The sequence below is a fragment of the Cupriavidus sp. F041 genome (genome assembly GCF_057814235.1).
In genome coordinates this window covers 2,965,396-2,986,417 of sequence record NZ_JBVASY010000002.1, presented here as the reverse complement: position 1 = coordinate 2,986,417, position 21,022 = coordinate 2,965,396, and the positions used below count along the sequence as shown (strand labels likewise).

Here is a 21,022-nt window from a genome sequence, read left to right as displayed (position 1 = left end):
AAAGCATCTGCCATGACGACGGCTGTCTCTCCCTCTCCCCTCGGGGGGAGGGGAGCAAACCGGCAGGAGTCTGAATCCCCCGCAGCATCGAAAAGGCGCCCCCGGCGCCTTTTTTCACGCCGACTCGCGGCTCAGCTTCCCCACCAGCGTCAGGATGTCGATCGGCAGCGGAAACACGATCGTCGAACTCTTGTCCCCCGCGATCTGCGTCAGCGTCTGCAGGTAGCGCAACTGCATTGCCTGCGGCTCCCTCGCTAACATCTGCGCCGCCTCGAGCAGCTTCACCGAAGCCTGCAATTCCCCCTCGGCATGAATCACCTTGGCGCGCCGTTCGCGCTCGGCCTCGGCCTGGCGCGCGATGGCGCGGATCATGGATTCGTTGAGGTCGACGTGCTTGATCTCCACGTTGGACACCTTGATGCCCCAGCTATCCGTCTGGGCATCCAGCGCTTTCTGGATATCGATATTGAGCTGCTCGCGCTCGGCCAGCATCTCGTCGAGTTCGTGCTTGCCCAGCACCGAGCGCAGCGTGGTCTGCGCCAGCTGGCTGGTGGCTTCGAGGAAGTTCGCTACCTGGATGATGGCGCGCTCCGGGTCGATCACGCGGAAGTACACCACCGCATTCACCTTGACCGACACGTTGTCGCGCGAGATCACGTCCTGCGGCGGCACGTCCATCACCACCGTGCGCAAGTCCACGCGCACCATCTGCTGCACCGCCGGGATCAGGATCACCAGCCCCGGCCCCTTGACCTTCCAGAAGCGCCCCAGCATGAACACCACGCCGCGCTCGTACTCGCGCAGGACGCGGATGGACGAAACGATCAGCAGGGCTATCAGGAAGACCAGACCGCCTGCGCTGAATCCGAATGCCATGATCATGCTCCTTGGGTGGATGATTGAATCGGGGCCGCGTCCGTGGCGCGGACCTCGAGCTGCAGCCCGTGGCGCCCGATGACCAGCACGTGCTGGCCACGCGCCAGCGGCATGGCGCTGTGCACCTGCCAGCGTTCGCCGCGTACTTCGGCCCAGCCGTCGTCCCAGAGATCTTCGAGCACCACGCCGGGCGTACCGATCAGGGCATCGCCGCCGCTGATCGCAGGCATGCGGCGCGCGCGCCAGAGCAGCGTCCAGACCGCGAACAGGAACAGCGCGCTGGCCAGCGCCAGACTGCCGATCAGCCACAGCGGGATGCCGAAGCCGGGCACGTCGGTGTCGATCAGCATCACCGCACCGAAGATGAAGGCGATGATGCCGCCCACGCCCAGTGCGCCAAAGGTCGGCAGGTACAACTCGGCCACCATGCAGCCGATGCCCAGTGCAATCAGCCCCAGCCCCGCGTAACTGACCGGCAGCATATGCAGCGCGAACAGCGCCAGCAGCAGGCAGATCGCGCCGCCTACGCCGGGCACCACCATGCCCGGCGTGGAAAACTCGAAGATCAGGCCGTAGATGCCGGCCATCATCAGGATCAGCGCCACGCTGGGATCCGTGATGACCCCCAGGAAGTTGTCGCGCCAGTCCGGTTCCAGCACCTGCACCGGTGCCTGCGCGGTGCGCAGCACGCGCTCCGCACCGGCCGCCTGGATGCGGCGCCCGTCCACGGCGCGCAGCAGGGCGGGCAGGTCGGGTGCGATCAGATCGGCCACATGCTGCGTCACGGCTTCATTCGCCGACAGGCTGACCGCCTCGCGGACCGCGCGCTCGCCCCACTCGGCGTTGCGCCCGCGCAGTTGCGCCAGGCCGCGGATATAGGCCGAGGCGTCATGCATCTGCTTGCGCTCCATGACGTCTTGCGGCGGCGCGCTCGCGGGGGCAGAGGCCGGTGCGGTTTCCGGCTTTTGCGGCCCGCCGATGCCGATCTGCACCGGGCTGGCGGCGCCAAGGTTGGTGCCCGGCGCCATCGCCGCGATATGGCTGGCGTAGAGGATGTAGGTGCCGGCGCTGGCCGCGCGCGCGCCGCCCGGATAGACATAGCTTGCCACCGGTATCGGCGAGGCCAGGATGGCCTGGATGATCTCGCGCATCGACAGGTCCAGCCCGCCCGGCGTGTCCATCTCCAGCACGATCAACTGGGCGCCCGCCTCGCGCGCGCGCGTCATGCCGCGCAGGATGAAGCTGGCGCTGGCCGGGCCGACCGCGCCTTTCAGGGCGATCACGACGACGGGCGCCGTGGCGTTGGCGGCGCTGGCTGCCGTGGGGGCGGTCGTGGACGCCGGCGCAGAGGCGCTTGCCTGCGCATTGGCTGGCGCTGCTGGCGCGGCTGGCGCGGCCACCGCCGCGGCCACGGCTAGCAAGAGGCCGGCGGCAAGCCATCGAAAGAGCATCTGGGCATGCTTCATGGCAGTGACGCCGGCACGAGGGGTGCAAACGCGGCGCCACTTCCAGTGTAGGCGACCGGGCACATCTTGCCGGTACGCGCCAGCCGCGGCGTGGGGCGAATGGACTCAGGCCGCCGCGGCGAGGCCAGGCTTCGATGCGCGGAACGTGTCGGCCAGCGCACCCAGCGCGGTGCTGGCCATCGCCGGATGCCAGGCCAGCAGCGTGCAGACCTGGCCGGCCGGGCCGAGGCCGTGGATGCTGATCTTGGGCAGGTCGCGGTACAGGCCAAGTACCGAACGCGGCACAATGGCCACGCCGATGCCGGCGGCGGCGCAGGCAATGATGGCGTGGTAGGAGCCGAGCTCCAGCACCCGGCGCGGCAGGCTGTCGCTGGCGCCAAACCAGGCTTCCAGCCGCGCGCGGTAGTTGCAGCCGGATTCGAAGGCCAGCATGGTGCGGGTTTCCAGGTCGGCGGCGCCGTGGATGGGCGCGTGGCGCTCGTGCGCGACCAGGACCAGTTCCTCCTGGTACGCGGGCAGCCACGCCAGCGCGGGGTCATCCAGGGGCTCGGCCACGAAGGCGCAGTCCACCTCGAAGCGCGCCAGCGCCTGCATGGCCTGGCGCGTGGTGCAGGTCACCAGTTCGAGCTGCACATCCGGCCAGGCCTGGTGATAGGCAGCCAGCATGGCGGGCAGGCGGCTGGCCGCCGTGCTTTCCATGGAGGCGATGCGCAGGCGGCCTTGCGGCTTGGCTGGCAGCACAGCCTGGCGCGCTTCTTCGGCCAGGTCCAGCACGCGCCGGGCGTAGTCGGACAAGGTTTTTCCGGCGGGCGTCAGCACCATGCGCTTGCCGTCGCGCAGGAACAGCTCGACGCCGAGCGAGCTTTCCAGTTGCCGGATGCGGGTGGTGACGTTGGATTGCACGCGGTGCAGGCGGGCGGCGGCGCGCGTGACGCCGCCTTCCTCGACGACGGCGCGGAAGATCTCCAGGGAGGCCAGGTCCATTGCGATCTCCATTAACAGGTAGGCGGAAGCGGGTGGTGGCGGGTGGTAGCGGCAGGTTGCCGCATGCGCGGCGGAAATCATCTTGAATGAAGATGATTGTGTTCTCAATTATTCATTTTTTGGTTTGCCGATCCGAGCGTAGCATGCTGCCATGAACTCGACACTCTCGATTGCCCGCCACCGGGCGCGCGCGTAGATGGGCAGCGCCGGCCGCCAGCTTGGCAGCGCCATTGCGCCGGTTAGTACGCAGCCCGGGGTCTGGGCCGTGGCGCTGGCGGGCCTGGCGGCGCTGGGCGTGGCCATGGGCATCGGCCGCTTTGCCTTTACGCCGCTGCTGCCCATGATGCTGCACGACGGCAGCGTCACGCTGGGCGAGGGCGGCTGGCTGGCCACGCTGAACTACCTGGGATACTTCGCCGGCGCTGCGGCCTGCCTGTTCATGCGTCCCGATCCGGCGCGCATGGTCCGCTGCGGGCTGGTTGCCACCGTGCTGCTGACGCTCGGCATGGCCGCCCCCGGCGGCATGGCGGCCTGGGGGCTGTGGCGCGCCGCGGCCGGCGTGGCCAGCGCGCTGGTCATGGTGTACGGCTCGGCCTGGTGCATGCACCGGCTGGCCGAACTGGGCAGGGCACCGCTGGGCGGCGTGATCTTTTGCGGGCCGGGGATCGGTATTGTCTTTACCGGTGTCTCGGCCTTCGCCATGGTGAGTGCCGGCTGGCGAGCCAACTGGGGCTGGCTGGCCTTCGGCGTGCTCGCGGTGCTGCTGGTTGGTGCGACCTGGCATATCTTCACGCCGGCGCCGCGCGGCGCGCACGCCGCCGGCCCGGCCGCGCTGGCGCAACCGGCGCCGCGGCTGAACCGCGAGACCTGGCTGCTTACGCTAGCCTATGGCCTGGCCGGATTCGGCTACATCATTACCGCCACCTTCCTGCCTGTGATCGCGCGCCAGGCCATGCCGGGCTCGCTCTGGGCCGACCTGTTCTGGCCCATCTTCGGCGTGGGCGTGATCATCGGCGCCTTCGTGGCCTCGCGCGTCAGCACGGAGCGCGACAATCGCCGGCTGCTGGCCTTTACCTACGCCCTGCAGGCGATCGGCGTGGCCATTGCGGTGGTCTGGCCGACGGTGGCCGGTTTCGCGCTCAGCAGCATGCTGGCGGGGCTGCCTTTCAACGCACTGGTGTCGTTCGCCATGCGCGAGGCACGGCGGCTGTGGGGCGCGCAGGCGCAGCGCCTGATGGGCCTGATGACCGCCAGCTATGGCCTCGGCCAGATCGTCGGGCCGCCGCTGGCCACGGCCCTGGTGGCACGCAGCGGCGGCTTCGCGGCTTCGCTGTGCTGCGCGGTCGCGGCCCTGCTGCTGGGGGGCGTGATCTTCGCCTGGATGAGCCGGACGGAGTCCACCCCCGGCCGCGGCGTGAGGGCGGGGCAGGGCCGTCGCGGGACGCCCTGACGCCGCACCTGGCTTGCGCTACAGTATCGCCTTCGCCGTCCACGGCGCCGGTTGGCAGAACCGGCGCGCGCAGCGCGGCGCAGGAGACCGTCCATGTCCTTTGCCTTGCAGCCCGCCCGTGCCGCGGGCGCCACCCAGCCTGCCACGCAGGCCGAACTGCGCATGCGCGCCGACCTGGCCGCGGCTTACCGCCTGTGCGCCCTGCAGGGCTGGGATGACCTGATCTACACGCATATCTCGGCCGCCGTGCCTGGCGAGCCCGGTCACTTCCTGATCAATCCCTTCGGTTTTGCCTTCGATGAGATCCGCGCGAGCGACCTGGTCAAGATCAACGGGCGCGGCGAGGTGGTGGGCGAAAGCGCGCATCCCGTCAATGTCACCGGCTTCGCGCTGCACGGCGCGGTGCATGCCGCGCGCCCGGATGCGGTGTGCGTGATGCATCTGCACAACAGCGCCGGCGTGTCGGTATCGGCCCAGGCCTGCGGCCTGCTGGCGCTGTCGCAACATGCCATGCGTTTCTATGGCCGCCTGGCCTACCACGACTACGAGGGGCTGGCTTTCACGCCCGCCGAGGGCGCGCGGCTGACCGCGTCGCTGGGCCAGCATCCCGCCATGCTGCTGCGCAACCACGGCACGCTGACGGTGGGCCGGACCGTGGCCGAGGCTTATGTGCTGATGGCGACTCTCATCAAGGCGTGCGAGATCCAGCTTGGCGCGCAGGCCGGCGGACAGGTCGTGCAGCCGCCGCACGCGCTGGCGCAACGGGCTTCCGAGCAGCTTCACGACGGCGGCGCCGTCGAAGGCGCGCTGGAATGGCCATCGTTGTTGCGCAAACTGGATAGAATCGATGGTTCGTACCGCGATTGACGGACCCGGGCCTGTCGCTCGGGATGCGCGTCCACCCCGCGTCCCCAGGCCCGGCAATATAACCAGACAACAGGAACCAAACCATGCCGACTTACCATGTAGAACTCTTCGAAGGCCGCACCATCGAGCAAAAGCGCAAGCTGGTCGAGGAAGTCACCCGCGTTACCTGCGAAACGCTCGGCTGCTCGGCCTCGGCCGTGGATATCATCATTACCGACATCAAGCGCGAGAATTGGGCCACCGGCGGGGAACTGTGGGCTGACAAAAAATAGGCCACGCCAGGCCACGGCAAGCCAGACCGGAGCCAGCTTCAAACCAGCCAGCCGCCAGGCCAAAGGCCACAAGCCCCAACGCCGGCGGCTCGCGCCTCGCCACCCGCCACGGATTCCCCCCATGCAGCATTTCGCCTCCGACAACTACGCCGGCTTCTGTCCGGAATCGCTCAAGTATTTCCTCGAAGCCAACGGCAGCGGCCACGAACAGGCCTACGGCGACGATTCGTGGACGCAGAAAGTCTGCGACCGCATTCGCGACCTGTTCCAGACCGACTGCGAGGTGTTCTTCGTCTTCAACGGCACCGCGGCGAATTCGCTGGCGCTGTCGGCGCTGTGCCAGTCGTACCATTCAGTGATTTGCCACGAGCTGGCGCACATCGAGACCGACGAGTGCGGCGGTCCGGAGTTTTTCTCCAACGGCTCCAAGCTGCTGACCGCGCCGGGCGTCAACGGCAAGCTCACGCCTGACGCGATCGAAGCGTTGGTCACGCGCCGCTCCGATATCCACTATCCCAAGCCCAAGGTGGTGTCGCTGACGCAGTCGACCGAGGTTGGCACGGTGTACACGGTGGAGGAGATTCGCGCCATCGCCGCCATCGCCAAGCGCCGCCAGTTGCGCGTGCATATGGATGGCGCGCGCTTTGCCAACGCCGTGGCTTCGCTCGGGGTGCATCCGTCGGAGATCACCTGGCGCGCGGGTGTCGACGTGCTGTGCTTCGGCGGCACCAAGAACGGCCTGCCGGTGGGCGAGGCGGTGGTCTTCTTCGACCGCAAGCTGGCCGAGGATTTCGCCTACCGCGTCAAGCAGGCGGGGCAGCTGGCCTCCAAGATGCGCTTTATCTCGGCGCCGTGGCTGGGCTTGCTGGAGAACGACGTGTGGCTGGGCAACGCCCGCCACGCCAACGCCATGGCGCAGTTGCTGCACCAGCGTATCGCCGGCATTCCCGGCGTGCGCATCATGTTCCCGACCGAGTCCAACGCGGTCTTTGCCGAGTTGCCGATTCCCGCGATCGAGGCCCTGCGTGCCAAGGGCTGGCGCTTCTACACCTTTATCGGTGCCGGCGGCTGCCGCTTCATGTGCTCGTGGGACCTGCAGCCCGAGACCGTCGAGGCGCTGGCGGCCGATATGCGCATTGCCTGCGGCGCCTGAACGCGCCCACCATAACAAGACCACATAAAGGAGCCCCCGCATGTCCGTCTACCGATACTGTCCGCAATGCGGCTCGCCGCTGGAATTGCTGCCGCACTCCGGCCGCGAGCGCGATGCCTGCATCCAGCCAGAGTGCGGCTTTGTCCACTGGAACAATCCGCTGCCGGTGCTGGCCGCGGTGGTGGAATACGAAGGCAAGCTGCTGCTGGCGCGCAACGCCGCCTGGCCGGAGAAAATGTTCGCGCTGGTGACCGGTTTCCTGGAGCGCGACGAAACGCCGGAGCAGGGCGTGGCGCGCGAGCTGAAGGAGGAAACCAACCTCGACGCGCAATCGGTATCGCTGATCGGCGTCTACGAGTTCATGCGCAAGAACGAGCTGATCATTGCCTACCATGTGCAGGCGAGCGGCGAGATCGCGCTGTCGGAGGAGCTCGCCGACTACAAGCTGGTGGCGCCCGAGGACATGCGGATCTGGTCGGCGGGCACGGGCTTCGCGGTGGCGGACTGGCTGGCCTCGCGCGGGCATCCGGTGCGTTTCTTCGATCGCCAGACCGGCGAGGACATTCCCGATCCGCGCCGGCGCGATGGCTTGGGAGTGCCGGGCATTTCGCTACAATACCGGTCATAGACATCGATAGAGGCAGGCATGGCTGCCGTGGCCACGACGGCCATGACAGGCCCTGAAAGCCCTGAACCAAGGAAGAGAGGAATGGAGTTCCAGAAAGAAGTGGATGCGCGGGGCCTGAACTGCCCGCTGCCGATCCTGCGTACCAAGAAGGCGCTGGCCGACATGGCCAGCGGCGACGTGCTCAAGGTGCTTGCCACCGACCCCGGCGCCACGCGCGATTTCCAGGCCTTTGCCAAGCAGACCGGCAATGAATTGCTGTCGCACCAGGAAGTCGACAAGGTGTTTGTGTTCTACATGCGCCGGCGCTAAATCCGGCTCAGTGCCGCCGCACCATGAAAAAAGCCGCGGAAACGCGGCTTTTTTCATGCGGCAAGGCCAGCCGCGCTTCAGATGTTGTCGGTGCGTGCGCTCAGGTAGGCGCCGAACTCGTCCATGACTTCCGGGTGCTTGAGTGCAAACTCCACGGTAGCCTTCAGGTAGCCCAGCTTGCTGCCGCAATCGTAGCGAACGCCCTTGTAGCGGTAGGCCAGCACCTGCTCCTGGCTGAGCAGGGACTGGATCGCATCGGTGAGCTGGAACTCGCCGCCGGCGCCCGGCTTGAGATTGCGGATATGGTCGAAGATGCGCGGCGTGAGGATGTAGCGGCCCACCACGCCAAGGTTGGACGGTGCGTTCTCGGGCGCGGGCTTCTCGACGATGTCGGATACCTTGATCACGCCTTCGTCCCATTCGCGGCCGGCGACCACGCCATAGGAGCGGCTCTGCTCCGGCGCGATCTCTTCCACGCCCAGCACCGAGCAGTTGTAGTGGCCGTACAGGTCCACCATCTGCTTCATCACCGGGGGCTCGCCATCCAGCAAGTCATCGGCCAGCATCACGGCGAACGGTGCGTCGCCCACCAGCTTTTCCGCGCACAGCACGGCGTGGCCAAGGCCGAGGGCCTCGGGCTGGCGCACGTAGAAACACTCCACGTGCGACGGCTTGATCGAGCGCACCAGGGTGAGCAGGGCCTGCTTGTTCTTGGCCTCCAGTTCCGCCTCGAGCTCGTAGGCCTTGTCGAAATGATCCTCAATGGCGCGCTTGGAGCGGCCGGTCACGAAGATCATCTCGGTGATGCCTGCGGCCATGGCTTCTTCCACGGCGTACTGAATCAGCGGCTTGTCGACCACGGGCAGCATTTCCTTCGGGCTTGCCTTGGTAGCCGGCAAAAAACGAGTGCCGAGACCGGCTACCGGGAAGACAGCCTTGGTGACACGGGTTTCCATATCAGGTTTCCTTATCATTTCGGTGTACACAACCCTGCTGGGAACGCAAAGCTCATGCCGGCAAGCGCTGAATTTGATCTTGCAGCTTGACCAGCGTCTGTTCGAAATCCGACAGACGCTGGGTTTCTTGCGCGACAACGGTGGGAGGCGCCTTGGCGACGAAGCTTTCATTGGAGAGCTTGCCGCGGCATTTCCCGATTTCGGCGCTGATGCGCTCTATTTCCTTGCCCAGCCGCACGCGTTCGGCGGCCACGTCGATTTCGATCTTCAGCAGCAGGTGGTTCCCGCCGACGATCGCTACCGGTGCGCCGGCACCTTCGGCCATCAGGGCATTCTGGTCTTCGAATACCTTGACCTCGGAGAGTTTCGCCAGCGCCTGCACATAGGCCTGGGCCGACGTCAGGAAGGCGCTGTCGCCCTCCGCGTACAGCGGGATGCGCTGTGCCGGCGAGATATTCATCTCGCCGCGCAGGTTGCGGCAGGCATCGACCACGGCCTTGAGCTGCGCGGTCCACTGCTCGGCGGCTTCGTCGATCTTGGCCATGGCCGGCAGCGGGTAGGCTTGCAGCGCCAGCGTCTCGCTGCCGTCGCCCTTGGCGCGGCCGGCAAGCGGCGCCACCTTCTGCCACAGCTCTTCGGTGATGAAGGGGATGATCGGGTGGGCCAGGCGCAGCACCGTTTCCAGCACGCGCAACAGCGTGCGGCGGGTGGCGCGCTGCTGCGCGGGCGTGCCGTTCTGGATCTGCACCTTGGCCAGTTCCAGGTACCAGTCGCAGTATTCGTCCCAGACGAATTTGTAGATGGCGCTGGCGATGTTGTCGAAGCGGTACTCGGCGAAGCCTTTTTCCACCTCGGCCTCGACACGCTGCAGCAGCGACACGATCCAGCGGTCCGGCTGCGAGAAGTGCAGGTAGCCGTCGGGGCCGCAGTCATTGCTGCACGGGCCCATGCCGCAGTCGTGCCCTTCGGTGTTCATCAGCACGAAGCGCGTGGCATTCCACAGCTTGTTGCAGAAGTTGCGATAGCCTTCGCAGCGGCCGGTGTCGAAGTTGACGTTGCGGCCCAGCGTGGCCAGCGAGGCAAAGGTGAAGCGCAGTGCATCCGCACCAAAGGCGGGAATGCCTTCGGGGAATTCCTTCTTGGTCTTCTTCTCGATCTTGGGCGCGTCCTTGGGACGGCGCAGGCCGGTGGTGCGCTTCTTGATCAGGGTGTCGAGGTCGATGCCGTCGATCAGGTCGACCGGGTCCAGGGTATTGCCCTCGGACTTGCTCATCTTCTTGCCTTCGAAATCCCGCACCAGGCCGTGCACATACACGGTGTGGAACGGCACCTTGCCGGTGAAGTGCTTGGTCATCATGACCATGCGCGCCACCCAGAAGAAGATGATGTCGTAGCCGGTAACAAGTGCCGACGACGGCAGAAAATGTTGCAACTCCGGCGTCTCGGCCGGCCAGCCGAGCGAGGAGAAGGGCACCAGGGCCGACGAGAACCAGGTGTCGAGCACATCGTCCTCGCGGCGTAGCGGGCCGGTGCTGCCGGCCGCGCGCGCCTGGGCCTGCGCCTCTTCCTCGGTGCGGGCGACGAAGCACTTGCCGGACTCGTCGTACCAGGCCGGGATCTGGTGGCCCCACCACAGCTGGCGCGAGATGCACCAGTCCTGGATGTTCTCCAGCCACTGGTTGTAAGTGCTGTTCCAGTTCTCCGGGATCAGCTTGATCTCGCCGCTCTGCACGGCATCCAGCGCGACTTCGGCAATCGAGCGGCCCGGGTTGAAGGTGCCTTCCGGCGCCGGCTTGCTCATGGCAACGAACCACTGGTCGGTCAGCATCGGCTCGATGGCACTGCCGGTGCGCTCGCTGCGCGGCGTCATCAGCTTGTGCTTCTTGACCTCGGCCAGCAGGCCTTCCGCCTCGAGGTCGGCGACGATGCGGGTGCGCGCTTCGAAGCGGTCCAGGCCAGCGTAGGCAGCGGGCGCATCGGCGACGATCTTTGCGTCCAGCGTCAGGATCGACAGCTGCGGCAGCTTGTGGCGCTGGCCCACGGCATAGTCGTTGAAATCGTGGGCGGGCGTTACCTTGACCACGCCGGTGCCGAATTCGCGGTCGACGTAATCGTCGGCGATCACCGGGATATCGCGGCCGGTCAGCGGCAGGCGCACCGACTTGCCGATCAGGTGGGCGTAGCGTTCGTCTTCCGGGTGCACCATCACCGCCACGTCGCCGAGCATGGTCTCCGGACGGGTGGTGGCCACGGTCAGGTGGGTCAGGCCGTGCACGGTATCGGGCTCGGCCAGCGGATAGCGGATGTGCCACATCGAGCCTTCTTCCTCGACGTTCTCCACTTCCAGGTCGGACACCGCGGTGCCCAGCACCGGATCCCAGTTGACCAGGCGCTTGCCGCGGTAGATCAGGCCCTGCTCATACAGGCGCACGAACACTTCCGTCACCGCCTGGGACATCTCAGGCGACATGGTGAAGTACTCGCGGCTCCAGTCGATCGAGGCGCCCATGCGGCGGACCTGGCGCGTGATGGTCGAGCCGGACTCTTCCTTCCAGGCCCATACCTTCTCGATGAATTTCTCGCGGCCAAGATCGTGGCGCGACACGCCCTGCGCTTCCAGCTGGCGTTCCACCACGATCTGGGTGGCGATGCCGGCGTGGTCCGTGCCGGGCACCCACAGCGTGTTGGCGCCGGTCATGCGGGCATGGCGGGCCAGCCCGTCCATGATGGTCTGGTTGAAGGCATGGCCCATGTGCAGCGTGCCGGTCACATTCGGCGGCGGCAGCTGGATGCAGAAGTCCGGGCGGTCCGGATCTAGGGTCGGCTGCGCGATGCCGCGCTTCTCCCACTCTGGGCCCCACTTGGCCTCAATGGCGGCGGGTTCGAAGCTCTTGGCAAGGGACTGGTCTTGGGCGGTCATGCTCGGATGTCGATGATTACGTCGGATTCTGCGGGCCAGGCGGGCAAGGGCAACGCGCCGGGAAAACGTCAAATTATAGGGGAGGCCGGTGGAGGGTGCGCGATTTCGGGCCGGGACCGGTGCGCCGGCAACGATTCGTGCCTTCCCTGGCGTGCCGCCCGGCCTTGCCGGAAGGGGATGGAAGGTGGGATGGCAGCGGGATTGTGCTGCTTTCGCATCATGGCGCCACGCGCGCCGAAGCGCCGCGGAGGCCGGCGGGTACCCCGGTATAATTCGGGGCACTCCACAAGGCCTCCCCGATGTCCGACCTGCTTGCCAATCTCAATGCCGAACAACTAGCCGCCGTCACTTTGCCTGACGAACCGGCGCTGATCCTGGCCGGGGCAGGCAGCGGCAAGACGCGCGTGCTGACCACCCGCATCGCATGGCTGATCCAGAACGGCCGGGTGTCCCCGGCGGGCTTGCTGGCGGTGACCTTCACCAACAAGGCTGCCAAGGAGATGATGACGCGGCTGACCTCGATGCTGCCCATCAATACGCGCGGCATGTGGATTGGCACCTTCCACGGCCTGTGCAACCGCATGCTGCGCGCGCATTTTCGCGACGCCGGCCTGCCGCAGACCTTCGCCATCCTCGACAGCCAGGACCAGCTCTCCGCGCTCAAGCGCCTGCTCAAGTCGCTCAACGTCGACGACGAGAAGTACCCGGCCAAGAACCTGCAGTACTTCATCAACAACGCCAAGGAGCAAGGCCTGCGCCCGGCCGACGTGGAGGCCAACGACGACTTCAACCGCCGCTTCGTCGATCTCTACGCCGCCTACGACGTACAGTGCCAGCGCGAAGGCGTGGTCGATTTCGCTGAACTGCTGCTGCGCTGCTACGAGCTGCTGCGCTACAACGACGCCATTCGCCAGCACTACCAGCATCGCTTCCGCCACGTGCTGGTGGACGAGTTCCAGGACACCAACGTGCTGCAATACCGGTGGCTCAAGATGCTGGCGGGCTTCGGCACGCAGAGCCCGGCCGCGGTGTTCGCCGTGGGCGACGACGACCAGAGCATCTACGCCTTCCGCGGCGCCAATGTCGGCAACATGCGGGACTTCGAGGATGAATTCCGCGTGCGCCACATGATCAAGCTGGAGCAGAACTACCGCTCGCACGGCCACATCCTGGATTCGGCCAACCACCTGATCGCCCACAACGCGCGGCGCCTGGGCAAGAACCTGCGTACCGATGCCGGTTACGGCGAGCCGGTGCGGGTGTTCCAGGCCGGCTCCGACGGCCAGGAAGCTTCCTGGCTGGTGGAAGAGATCCGCGACCTGATCGCGCAGGGCATGAGCCGCTCGGAGATTGCCATCCTCTACCGCAGCAATGCGCAGTCGCGGGTGATCGAGCATGCGCTGTTCTCGTCGGGCATCCCTTATCGCGTGTACGGCGGCCTGCGCTTCTTCGAGCGCGCCGAAGTCAAGCACGCGCTGGCTTACCTGCAACTGCTGGAGAACCCGCGCAATGACGCCGCCTTCGGCCGCGTGGTGAATTTCCCTGCGCGCGGCATCGGCGCGCGTTCGCTGGAATCGCTGCAGGATGCGGCGCGCCAATACGACTGCTCGCTCGCAGAGGCGGTAGCCTACGTGCCCGGCAAAGCCGGCAGCACGCTGGGCGCCTTTGTGCGGCTGATCGAGCAGATGCGTGCCGAGACGCGCCGCATGACGCTGCCGGAAACGGTGGAGTACGTGACCAACACCAGCGGCCTGATCAACTACTATCGCGGCGAGAAAGAAGGCCAGGACCGCATCGAGAACTTGCAGGAACTGGTGACGGCGGCGCAGGCGTTCGTGACGGAAGAGGGCTACGGGCTGGACGCGCTGGCCAGCGCGATCCCGGTCGGGCGCGAGGGCGCGCAGTTGCCGGCGCTGGCCGACGGCGACCAGGCCCAGCAGGTGCTCGATCCCGAAGCGCTGCCGGCCGTGATGACGCCGCTGGTGGCCTTCCTCACCCATGCTTCGCTGGAAGCCGGCGACAACCAGGCCCAGGCCGGCCAGGATGCGGTGCAGATGATGACGGTGCACGCCGCCAAGGGGCTGGAGTTCAACGCGGTCTTTATCACCGGGCTGGAAGAAGGCCTGTTCCCGCACGAGAACAGCGCCAAGGAATCCGACGGGCTGGAGGAAGAGCGCCGCCTGATGTACGTGGCGATCACGCGCGCGCGCGAACGGCTCTACCTCTCGTTCGCGCAAAGCCGCGTGCTGCACGGGCAGATGCGTTACCACGTGCGGTCGCGCTTCTTCGAGGAACTGCCCGACGCATCGCTGAAGTGGCTCATGCCGCCGGCGCAGGCCTATGGCGGCGGCACCCAGCAGCGCCGCCAGCAGAACGAGGGCGGCTGGGGCCGCGACTGGTTCAAGCGGGCGGAGGACGTGCCCTACTCGGGCACCCAGCCCACCGGCGGCATGGACACCGGCAACGGTTATGCCGACGCCAAGCGCCAGGCCGGAGCGGGCCTGCGCATCGGCCAGAGCGTCTTCCACAACAAGTTCGGGGAGGGGGTGATCACCGGGCTGGAAGGCGAGGGCGAGGGGGCGCGCGCCAATATCAATTTCAAGCGCCACGGCGCCAAGTGGCTGGTGCTGTCGGTGGCCAAGCTGGACCCGATCGACTGAACGGCCTGGCGATCAGGGAGGCGGCTAGTCCAGCTGGATATTGCCTTCCTTGATCACCTTGGCCCATTCGGTCGTCTGGGCCTGGATGAACTTTGCCGCCTCGGCCGGCGTGCCGGCCACGATCTCCCCGCCCAGGCTGGTCACGCGCTCGCGGTTCTCCGGCAGGTTGATGACCTTGCGGATCGCATCCGACAAGCGCTTGACGATCTCCGGCGGCGTGCCTGCCGGCAAGAACACGCCATTCCACTCGTAGACTTCATAGTGCGGCACGCCTGCCTCGGCCAGCGTCGGCGTGTCCGGCAGGATGGGCGTGCGCCTGGCGCCGGTCACGCCGAGCACGCGCAGCTTGCCGGCGCGCACATGTTGCAGGCCGGAGGCTGTATTGGCAAAGAACACAGGCACCTGCCCGGCAATCACATCGGCCATGGCGGGGCCGCCGCCCTTGTACGGCACATGCAGCAGGTCCAGCTTCATGCGCTGCGCGAACAGCGCGCCCGCCAGGTGCTGGGCCGAGCCGTTGCCCGATGACGCATAGGCAATGCTGCCCGGCTTGGCGCGGGCCATCGCGACCAGCTCCTGCGTGGACTTGGCCGGGAACTTCGGATTCACCACCAGCATATTGGGATAAAGCGCCAGCACCGAGACCGGGATGAAGGACTTGACCGGGTCGTAGGGCAGCCGCTTGTAGAGCGACGGGTTGGCCGCGAACGAGGCGGCATCGAGCAGCACCGTGTAGCCATCCGGCGCCGACTTGGCCACCAGGTCCGTGCCGATCTGGCCGCCCGCGCCTGGCCGGTTGTCGACCACGATGGTCTGGCCCAGTTCCTGGCCCAGGCGCGGCGAGATCATGCGGGCCATGGTGTCGGCGCCGCCGCCGGGCGCGTAGGTGACCACCAGCCGGATGGGTTTGGCGGCGGGCCAGGCCTGCGCGTGCGCAAAGCCGCTGGCGCCGGCGGCGAGCCAGCACAGGGCGCTGGCGCAAAGACGGGTTGGGAATCGCATGGGTCTCCTCAGGTAGGTATCGGTATGGCAAGCTGCGCTGGCCCGCGCTTGCGGCGGCGCGCTCTCGGGCAGTTCAGCGAACCTCGGCGCGATAGTGGAAATCGTCGGCATTGCCCAGCGTCTGGCGGAACTCCACACGCCGCCCCGCCAGGTCGAAGGCTACGCGGCTAACCGCCAGCGCCGGATGGCCCTCCGGCAAGGCCAGCTGGGCGGCCTCGCGCGCGCCAAGCCGGGTGAAGCGCAAGTCGTCGACGGCGCGGCCGACCGTGACCCCACAGCGCTCGGCATACATCGGGTAGAGCAGGGGTGCGAACTCGGCGGGCTTGAGGGTGGCCAGTTCGCTGAACAGCACCGCCGGCAGCCAGATGGTCTCCAGCAGCCGGACCTGGCCTTCCCAGCCGCGCTGGCGCATTACGCGCAGCACTGCCGTGCCCGTTGCCAGCCCAAGCTGCGCCGCCACATCCGCCGGGGCAGCCAGCGTGCGCAGCGACACGATGCGCGACTCCGGAATCTCCGAGCCGGCATCGCCAAAGCGGAAGAACCGCGCCATGGTGGCGCCGGTCAGCGCGCCGCGCACGAAGGTGCCGCGGCCATGCACGCGTTCCAGCAGGCCTTCGTCCACAAGCGCCTGGATGGCGGCGCGCATGGTGCCCAGCGCCACGCCGTAGTGCTCCGCCAGCGCGCTCTCTGCCGCAATGGCTGTGCCGGAAGCCCATTCGCCGGCCAGGATGCGGCCCTTGAGCGCGGTCGCGATGCGGGCCCAGCGTGGCGCGGCCAGGCTGGCGGGCGAGGCGTCGAGGCCGGCTCCCGTCGGGACGGGCAGGGAGGAGCGGTCGGGCATTCGTGTCTCCGGGGTGCGTGCCCCGGCCGATGTTCATTGCCGAGGTATCTAGTCATCTATAGGACTAGAGCATAGAATGGAGGGGCACTGGTGTCAACCACCGCGCGCCTGGCCGGCGCAAGGCGGCAGGCGCTACCATCCATGCGCGGCATGCGCCGTCCCTCGGGCCAGAACATGTTCCAGATCGATACCCATTTCCACGTGTTTTCCGCAGATGCCCCCGCCGTGGGCGGTGCGCGCTACCGGCCTGCCTACGGCGCCAGCCTGGCGCAGTGGCAAGCCATCTCCCGCGCGCACGGTGTGCGCGCGGGCGTGGTGGTGCAGCCGAGTTTCTTTGGCAGCGATAACGGCGAACTGGAGGCGGCGCTGGCGGCTTCGCCCGCGCTGCGAGGCGTTTGCGTGCTGGACCCGGAGGTGTCCGTTGGCGAGCTGGCGCGCCTGCATGGACTGGGCGTGCGCGGCCTGCGCTGGAATATGGTGGGACGGCACACAGACGCATCATGGCGTGATGCACGCTGGCCCGCGCTGCTGGAGGCGGCCCACGCGCTGGGCTGGCACCTGGAGTTGCACACCGATCCAGGCCGGCTGCACGAGTTGCAGGCCTGGCTGCCGGCGGTGCCGATCGCGCTGGTGCTCGATCATTTCGGCAAGCCGGCGGCCGGCACGCAGGGCGATGCGCCGATGCTGGCCTGTGCCGCGCAGTGGCGCGGGCAGAGGGAGGTCTATGTCAAGCTGAGCGCGCCGTATCGCGTGGCGGCCGACTTGCGGGGCGTGGTGGCCGGCTGGCACCACTGCCTGGGCGAGCAAGGCTTGCTATGGGGATCGGACTGGCCATGGACCAATCACGAGGCCGAGGCCGACTATGGCGGCCTGCAGCGCAAGGTATGGGAGTGGCTGGGGCCGCTGGCCGCAGCGCCGGACCGCAATGCGGCGCGGTTGTTCGACCTGCCGGCCGCGTGACGGGGGCTGGTCACGCCTGAGCCGGCGCCAGCCGTCAGGTCTTCAGGCGGCCACGTCCGTCCTGCCCGCCGCTTGCTCCGGCACCACATTGAAGCAGCCGCGGTAGGTGGCGTAGAACGAGCAATACATGATCGCCAGCATCAGCAGCGAATACGGGGTGACCAGGAAGGACAGCACCGCTTCGGCCCCCAGCGCGCCGAACAACGCCTCAAGGAAAAAAGGCACCGCCACCAGCAATACCGCGAACACCACGCCGTAGGCCAGGAACGCGCCACGGTTGCGCCAGCACGCGGTCCAGCTGAAGAACAGCGCCTTGACCGGCGGCACGTTGTGCCATGCCGTGAGCAGGGGGGCAAACCAGAACAGCATGGCAATCGGCGTGTACAGCGCGGCGCCGATCATCAGTGCGAAGTAGAGCTGGCGCACGGCCTCGGCCGACGGCGCTTCTTCCTTGAGCAGGATGGGCACCAGGGTGCTGATATCCACCAGGCTGCCCGCGATCAGGCTCAGCACGAACACCAGCCCCGCATAGATGCCGCCCAGCACCAGCAGGTTGCGGCTGGCCTGTTTGCCGTTGCCGCGGAAACCGGCCAATAGCACGGTGGGCAGCACGCGCTTGTTCAGAATCACCTCGCGGCAGGCGGTCATGATGCCGACCGACAGGCCAGGCGTGACCACCAGCAGCGCGATGATGCCGATCAGCGGCACGAACACCGCCAGTTGCGCGGCGATCAGGTAGACAAACAACAGCATCAGGAAGGCGAGCGGGTTCTTGCGGAACAGCCAGACACCCTGGCGGAACCAGACATAACCTTCCTTGGCGGAGACTTCCAGTAATTGCATGACGGTCAGGTCCAGGGCAGCGCGGCGGCTTCGATGCGCCGGCGCAGGATGCGTTCGAAATGGGTTGGGTCGTGCGGTTGCAGCATGTCGGCCTCGCGCGGCAGGTAGAAGTCCCACAGCCGGGAAATCCAGAAACGCAGCGCGCCGGCGCGCAGCATGTCGCGCCAGTGCTGCGCTTCGGTGGGCCCCAGCGGTCTCACTGCATGATAAGCCCGCAGCAAGGCCTGGACGCGGGCATCGTCGAGCGTGCCGGTGGCCAGGTCGATGCACCAGTCATTGACGGTGACGGCCAGGTCGAACAGCCACTTGTCGTTGCCGGCGAAGTAGAAGTCGAAGAAGCCGCCCAGCTTGTCCTGGCCGCCCTGGTCGTCCTCGAACAGCGCATTGTCGCGGAACAGGTCGCAATGGCAGGGGCCGCCCGGCAAGGCCGCGTAAGCGGCGCTGCCGAAGAAGGCGGTCTGGTGGGCCAGTTCCTGCCGCAGCAGCGCTTGCTGGCCGGCATCGAGGAAGGGCAGGATCTCGCCCTCCGTCTGTCGCCACCAGGGCAGGCTGCGCAGGTTCGGCTGCTGGCGCGGATAGCTCTGGCCGGCAAGGTGCATACGGGCGAGCATGTCGCCCACTTCCGCGCAATGCCCGGCCCCGGGGGCCAGCTGCGAGCCGCCCGGCAGGCGCGTGACGATGGTGGCCGGCTTGCCCTTGAGGGTACGCAGGATTTCGCCGTCGCGGTCCGGGACCGGGGCCGGCACGCGGATGCCGTGCGCCGCCAGATGGGCCATCAGGTGCAGGTAATACGGCAACTGCCCAAACGTCAGGCGCTCGAAGATGGTCAGCACATATTCATGCGTGCAGCCATCCTGCTCCATGGTCAGGAAGAAATTGCTGTTCTCGATGCCCGAGGCAATACCGCGCAAATTGCGCATTTCGCCCAGGTTGTAATCAAGGAGCCAACTGGCGATCTCGTCCGGCGAGACCGTGGTGAATACGGCCATACTCTTTTTTTGAATCGAAACGGATGGCGGCGGGCGCAAGCAAGCTTGGCTCTCGCGGCATGGATGCCGGAAACGCCGGCGCGGCCCCGCCGTGATCGTCTGGCGGGGTCGTGGGAAATCAGAAAACAGAAAACAACAAGCAGAAAGCAGAAAGCGAAAACCAGGGCCCGGGAGCCGGGGTGCTAAAACCCGGCGTGCCGGTGCTCAGAATTGCAGCACTTTGACCGATGGTACGCGGTTCGTGTCGTGGTCCCGGATCTTCGGCGAGCTGTCTTCCGGCTTGCTCATCTGGTACTTGGTCCCCATGCCGGACTTGACCTCGATATCGGTGGCCTGGCCCTTGTTCTTGTATTCCCGGACCTGGGTGCCATCCCGCTCATTGAGCTGGAAGCTCGGTTCGCGCGGCTGGTTCAGCTGGGTCTTGGCCGGCGAGGTGATCGGCCGGTTGTTGATCTGGTTCAGCTCTTGCTGGGTCAGGGCGCCGCCCGCCTGCTCGGTGTTCGGCTGCGCCATCACCGCGGCGGGGACGCAAAGCGCCAGCAAGGCTGCAAAACCCAGCGCGCGGGCGGCGGCCGGGAACGGCTCCGGCTCTTCCGCGCGCGCGGTGGCCAGGAGAGTGGTGGAGGTCATTGAAGGCTCCTGTGCAGTGCTGCAGGCTCTGGGCATGCTGCACCACGAATGGCGCTGCAGTCCGGCGGCGCCGGGCTTTGGCAGTGTGTCAGGCTTCCATTCTAGCAATTCCTGCCCGCGCCGGGCCCCTTGCGGTGACCCGGCGGGCACCTTTAAGGGGCGGTCGCCCGGGCACGGGTCCGGAAATGGCAGGGGCTGCCTGTTCGCGGTGCAACATGCCGCCTCCGGGGCCTTGCGGCTCCGGAAGGACGGGCGGCCCCGGTGCAAGCCCTGCTTACAGGTAGAACATCTCTTCCTTGGGCGGGATCGGGTTGTCGCCGCCGCGCTGCTCGTAGTACTCATAGACCGCTTCGAGCACTTCATGCGGCTCGTCCACGATCTTCATCAGGTCAAGGTCATGCTCGGCGATCAGGCCCATCGGCAGCAGCGTGAAGCGGAACCAGTCGAGCAGGCCCTTCCAGAAACGGCTGCCGAACAGCACCACCGGCACGGCACGGGACTTGCCGGTCTGCACCAGGGTCAGCACTTCGGCCAGCTCGTCGAGCGTGCCGAAGCCGCCCGGCATCACGATAAAGGCGTCCGAATTCTTGACGAAGGTCACCTTGCGCGTGAAGAAGTGGCGAAAACGCATGGCGATGTCCTGGTAGGGATTGCCTTGCTGCTCGTGCGGAAGCTCGATGTTCAGGCCGACGCTGGCCGATTTGCCGGCATGGGCGCCCTTGTTGGCCGCTTCCATGATGCCCGGGCCGCCGCCCGAGATCACCGCGAAGCCGGCGTCGGAGAACAGGCGGGCGATCTCGATGGTGCGCTGGTAGTAGGGAGAATCCTCGCGAAGGCGCGCGCTGCCGTAGATCGAGACAGCCGGGCGGATCTCCGAAAGGTACTCGGTCGCCTCGATGAACTCTGCCATAATCGTGAACATTTGCCACGAGGCGCGCGCCTTCTTTGCAGTCGCGCGGTCTTCGTCGGCCAGCGCACGCAGGCTGGGAATCATCTTGCGCGGGTTGGCGCGGATGCCGGAGGCGGGAGCAGTATCTCCCGGGCCTTCGGCGGCAGTGCTGACCGTCACGTTCACGTCCATATCGGCCGCGGTGGTAATACTGCCTTCCGCGGCCTGCTTGAGGGCCGCCGCCGGATTTTCGGCGTCGGCTGCGTCGGAGAGGGGGGCGGCGTTCGCACCGCCTGCGGCGGCACCAGTCAATTTTGAGTCCATGGG

Annotated in this window: 19 protein-coding genes; 8 read left to right on the top strand and 11 right to left on the bottom strand. The window is 66.9% G+C overall.

Annotated features, from left to right (window positions below; translation table 11 throughout):
- Nucleotides 1-114: 114 nt before the first annotated feature.
- The 3 genes from ACZY0R_RS31175 to ACZY0R_RS31165 form a co-directional block, all read right to left on the bottom strand.
- Complete coding sequence (locus tag ACZY0R_RS31175) at nt 115-876, bottom strand: slipin family protein (RefSeq protein ID WP_045236072.1); 762 nt, start codon at nt 874-876, stop codon at nt 115-117.
- A gap of 2 nt (nt 877-878) precedes the next feature.
- Nucleotides 879-2,342: an NfeD family protein gene (locus ACZY0R_RS31170; RefSeq protein ID WP_488863844.1), complete on the bottom strand. Its 1,464-nt coding sequence runs from the start codon at nt 2,340-2,342 to the stop codon at nt 879-881.
- Between the two features lie 105 nt (nt 2,343-2,447).
- Nucleotides 2,448-3,326, bottom strand: a complete 879-nt coding sequence (locus tag ACZY0R_RS31165; RefSeq protein ID WP_488863842.1) for a LysR family transcriptional regulator — start codon at nt 3,324-3,326, stop codon at nt 2,448-2,450.
- Between the two features lie 196 nt (nt 3,327-3,522).
- On the opposite strand from ACZY0R_RS31165, the gene ACZY0R_RS31160 reads away from it, so the two are divergent.
- The 6 genes from ACZY0R_RS31160 (at nt 3,523) to ACZY0R_RS31135 (ending at nt 8,005) form a co-directional block, all read left to right on the top strand.
- Nucleotides 3,523-4,776, top strand: a complete 1,254-nt coding sequence (locus tag ACZY0R_RS31160) for a YbfB/YjiJ family MFS transporter (protein ID WP_488863840.1) — start codon at nt 3,523-3,525, stop codon at nt 4,774-4,776.
- A 93-nt stretch (nt 4,777-4,869) separates the two neighbouring features.
- Nucleotides 4,870-5,643: a class II aldolase/adducin family protein gene (locus tag ACZY0R_RS31155; protein WP_488863838.1), complete on the top strand. Its 774-nt coding sequence runs from the start codon at nt 4,870-4,872 to the stop codon at nt 5,641-5,643.
- Nucleotides 5,644-5,726: 83 nt separating this feature from the next.
- Nucleotides 5,727-5,915 (top strand): 4-oxalocrotonate tautomerase, encoded by a 189-nt coding sequence (locus tag ACZY0R_RS31150; RefSeq protein WP_035866483.1) that lies wholly within the window; start codon nt 5,727-5,729, stop codon nt 5,913-5,915.
- Nucleotides 5,916-6,036: 121 nt separating this feature from the next.
- Complete coding sequence (locus ACZY0R_RS31145; protein WP_488863836.1) at nt 6,037-7,068, top strand: threonine aldolase family protein; 1,032 nt, start codon at nt 6,037-6,039, stop codon at nt 7,066-7,068.
- 40 nt (nt 7,069-7,108) lie between these two features.
- Nucleotides 7,109-7,696 carry an NUDIX hydrolase gene (locus ACZY0R_RS31140; RefSeq protein ID WP_045236076.1) on the top strand — a complete coding sequence of 196 codons (588 nt, stop codon included), beginning with the start codon at nt 7,109-7,111 and terminating at the stop codon, nt 7,694-7,696.
- An 81-nt stretch (nt 7,697-7,777) separates the two neighbouring features.
- Nucleotides 7,778-8,005, top strand: a complete 228-nt coding sequence (locus ACZY0R_RS31135) for a sulfurtransferase TusA family protein (protein WP_011297045.1) — start codon at nt 7,778-7,780, stop codon at nt 8,003-8,005.
- Nucleotides 8,006-8,082: 77 nt separating this feature from the next.
- Here the strand turns inward: ACZY0R_RS31135 and galU are convergent, their stop codons facing one another.
- Both galU and ACZY0R_RS31125 read right to left on the bottom strand, forming a co-directional pair.
- On the bottom strand, nt 8,083-8,961 hold the full coding sequence (gene galU, locus ACZY0R_RS31130) for a UTP--glucose-1-phosphate uridylyltransferase GalU (RefSeq protein ID WP_488863833.1): 879 nt from the start codon (nt 8,959-8,961) through the stop codon (nt 8,083-8,085).
- Between the two features lie 52 nt (nt 8,962-9,013).
- Entirely contained in the window at nt 9,014-11,881 is a 2,868-nt protein-coding gene (locus tag ACZY0R_RS31125) for a valine--tRNA ligase (RefSeq protein WP_488863831.1), read from the bottom strand.
- 299 nt (nt 11,882-12,180) lie between these two features.
- Here ACZY0R_RS31125 and ACZY0R_RS31120 point away from each other — a divergent pair, with 299 nt between their 5' ends.
- A complete protein-coding gene (locus ACZY0R_RS31120; protein WP_488863829.1) occupies nt 12,181-14,541 on the top strand; it encodes a UvrD-helicase domain-containing protein in 2,361 nt (786 codons plus the stop codon).
- A 24-nt stretch (nt 14,542-14,565) separates the two neighbouring features.
- Here ACZY0R_RS31120 and ACZY0R_RS31115 read toward each other — a convergent pair whose 3' ends face one another.
- Nucleotides 14,566-15,543, bottom strand: coding sequence for a tripartite tricarboxylate transporter substrate binding protein (locus tag ACZY0R_RS31115; protein ID WP_488863827.1), 978 nt, complete (start codon nt 15,541-15,543; stop codon nt 14,566-14,568).
- A 73-nt stretch (nt 15,544-15,616) separates the two neighbouring features.
- Nucleotides 15,617-16,384 (bottom strand): GntR family transcriptional regulator, encoded by a 768-nt coding sequence (locus ACZY0R_RS31110; protein ID WP_488863825.1) that lies wholly within the window; start codon nt 16,382-16,384, stop codon nt 15,617-15,619.
- Between the two features lie 90 nt (nt 16,385-16,474).
- Between ACZY0R_RS31110 and ACZY0R_RS31105 the strand changes: the two genes are divergently transcribed.
- Nucleotides 16,475-17,344 (top strand): amidohydrolase family protein, encoded by an 870-nt coding sequence (locus ACZY0R_RS31105; RefSeq protein ID WP_488863823.1) that lies wholly within the window; start codon nt 16,475-16,477, stop codon nt 17,342-17,344.
- A 42-nt stretch (nt 17,345-17,386) separates the two neighbouring features.
- Here the strand turns inward: ACZY0R_RS31105 and ACZY0R_RS31100 are convergent, their stop codons facing one another.
- The 4 genes from ACZY0R_RS31100 to ACZY0R_RS31085 form a co-directional block, all read right to left on the bottom strand.
- A complete protein-coding gene (locus tag ACZY0R_RS31100; protein WP_035866458.1) occupies nt 17,387-18,187 on the bottom strand; it encodes a BPSS1780 family membrane protein in 801 nt (266 codons plus the stop codon).
- A gap of 5 nt (nt 18,188-18,192) precedes the next feature.
- Nucleotides 18,193-19,176, bottom strand: a complete 984-nt coding sequence (locus tag ACZY0R_RS31095; protein WP_488863821.1) for a homoserine kinase — start codon at nt 19,174-19,176, stop codon at nt 18,193-18,195.
- Nucleotides 19,177-19,380: 204 nt separating this feature from the next.
- Complete coding sequence (locus ACZY0R_RS31090) at nt 19,381-19,806, bottom strand: hypothetical protein (protein WP_488863819.1); 426 nt, start codon at nt 19,804-19,806, stop codon at nt 19,381-19,383.
- A 274-nt stretch (nt 19,807-20,080) separates the two neighbouring features.
- Complete coding sequence (locus tag ACZY0R_RS31085) at nt 20,081-21,019, bottom strand: LOG family protein (protein ID WP_488863817.1); 939 nt, start codon at nt 21,017-21,019, stop codon at nt 20,081-20,083.
- Nucleotides 21,020-21,022 lie beyond the last annotated feature (3 nt).

Bases quoted from the DNA above. Each gene is read 5' to 3' on its own strand.
- ACZY0R_RS31165 (WP_488863842.1), bottom strand. From the start codon at position 3,326: ATGGACCTGGCCTCCCTGGAGATCTTCCGCGCCGTCGTCGAGGAAGGC.
- ACZY0R_RS31175 (WP_045236072.1), bottom strand. From the start codon at position 876: ATGGCATTCGGATTCAGCGCAGGCGGTCTGGTCTTCCTGATAGCCCTG.
- ACZY0R_RS31135 (WP_011297045.1), top strand. From the start codon at position 7,778: ATGGAGTTCCAGAAAGAAGTGGATGCGCGGGGCCTGAACTGCCCGCTG.
- ACZY0R_RS31085 (WP_488863817.1), bottom strand. From the start codon at position 21,019: ATGGACTCAAAATTGACTGGTGCCGCCGCAGGCGGTGCGAACGCCGCC.
- ACZY0R_RS31120 (WP_488863829.1), top strand. From the start codon at position 12,181: ATGTCCGACCTGCTTGCCAATCTCAATGCCGAACAACTAGCCGCCGTC.
- ACZY0R_RS31100 (WP_035866458.1), bottom strand. From the start codon at position 18,187: ATGCAATTACTGGAAGTCTCCGCCAAGGAAGGTTATGTCTGGTTCCGC.
- ACZY0R_RS31145 (WP_488863836.1), top strand. From the start codon at position 6,037: ATGCAGCATTTCGCCTCCGACAACTACGCCGGCTTCTGTCCGGAATCG.
- ACZY0R_RS31155 (WP_488863838.1), top strand. From the start codon at position 4,870: ATGTCCTTTGCCTTGCAGCCCGCCCGTGCCGCGGGCGCCACCCAGCCT.
- ACZY0R_RS31090 (WP_488863819.1), bottom strand. From the start codon at position 19,806: ATGACCTCCACCACTCTCCTGGCCACCGCGCGCGCGGAAGAGCCGGAG.
- ACZY0R_RS31160 (WP_488863840.1), top strand. From the start codon at position 3,523: ATGGGCAGCGCCGGCCGCCAGCTTGGCAGCGCCATTGCGCCGGTTAGT.
- ACZY0R_RS31125 (WP_488863831.1), bottom strand. From the start codon at position 11,881: ATGACCGCCCAAGACCAGTCCCTTGCCAAGAGCTTCGAACCCGCCGCC.
- ACZY0R_RS31140 (WP_045236076.1), top strand. From the start codon at position 7,109: ATGTCCGTCTACCGATACTGTCCGCAATGCGGCTCGCCGCTGGAATTG.
- ACZY0R_RS31115 (WP_488863827.1), bottom strand. From the start codon at position 15,543: ATGCGATTCCCAACCCGTCTTTGCGCCAGCGCCCTGTGCTGGCTCGCC.
- ACZY0R_RS31150 (WP_035866483.1), top strand. From the start codon at position 5,727: ATGCCGACTTACCATGTAGAACTCTTCGAAGGCCGCACCATCGAGCAA.
- ACZY0R_RS31110 (WP_488863825.1), bottom strand. From the start codon at position 16,384: ATGCCCGACCGCTCCTCCCTGCCCGTCCCGACGGGAGCCGGCCTCGAC.
- ACZY0R_RS31095 (WP_488863821.1), bottom strand. From the start codon at position 19,176: ATGGCCGTATTCACCACGGTCTCGCCGGACGAGATCGCCAGTTGGCTC.
- galU (WP_488863833.1), bottom strand. From the start codon at position 8,961: ATGGAAACCCGTGTCACCAAGGCTGTCTTCCCGGTAGCCGGTCTCGGC.
- ACZY0R_RS31170 (WP_488863844.1), bottom strand. From the start codon at position 2,342: ATGAAGCATGCCCAGATGCTCTTTCGATGGCTTGCCGCCGGCCTCTTG.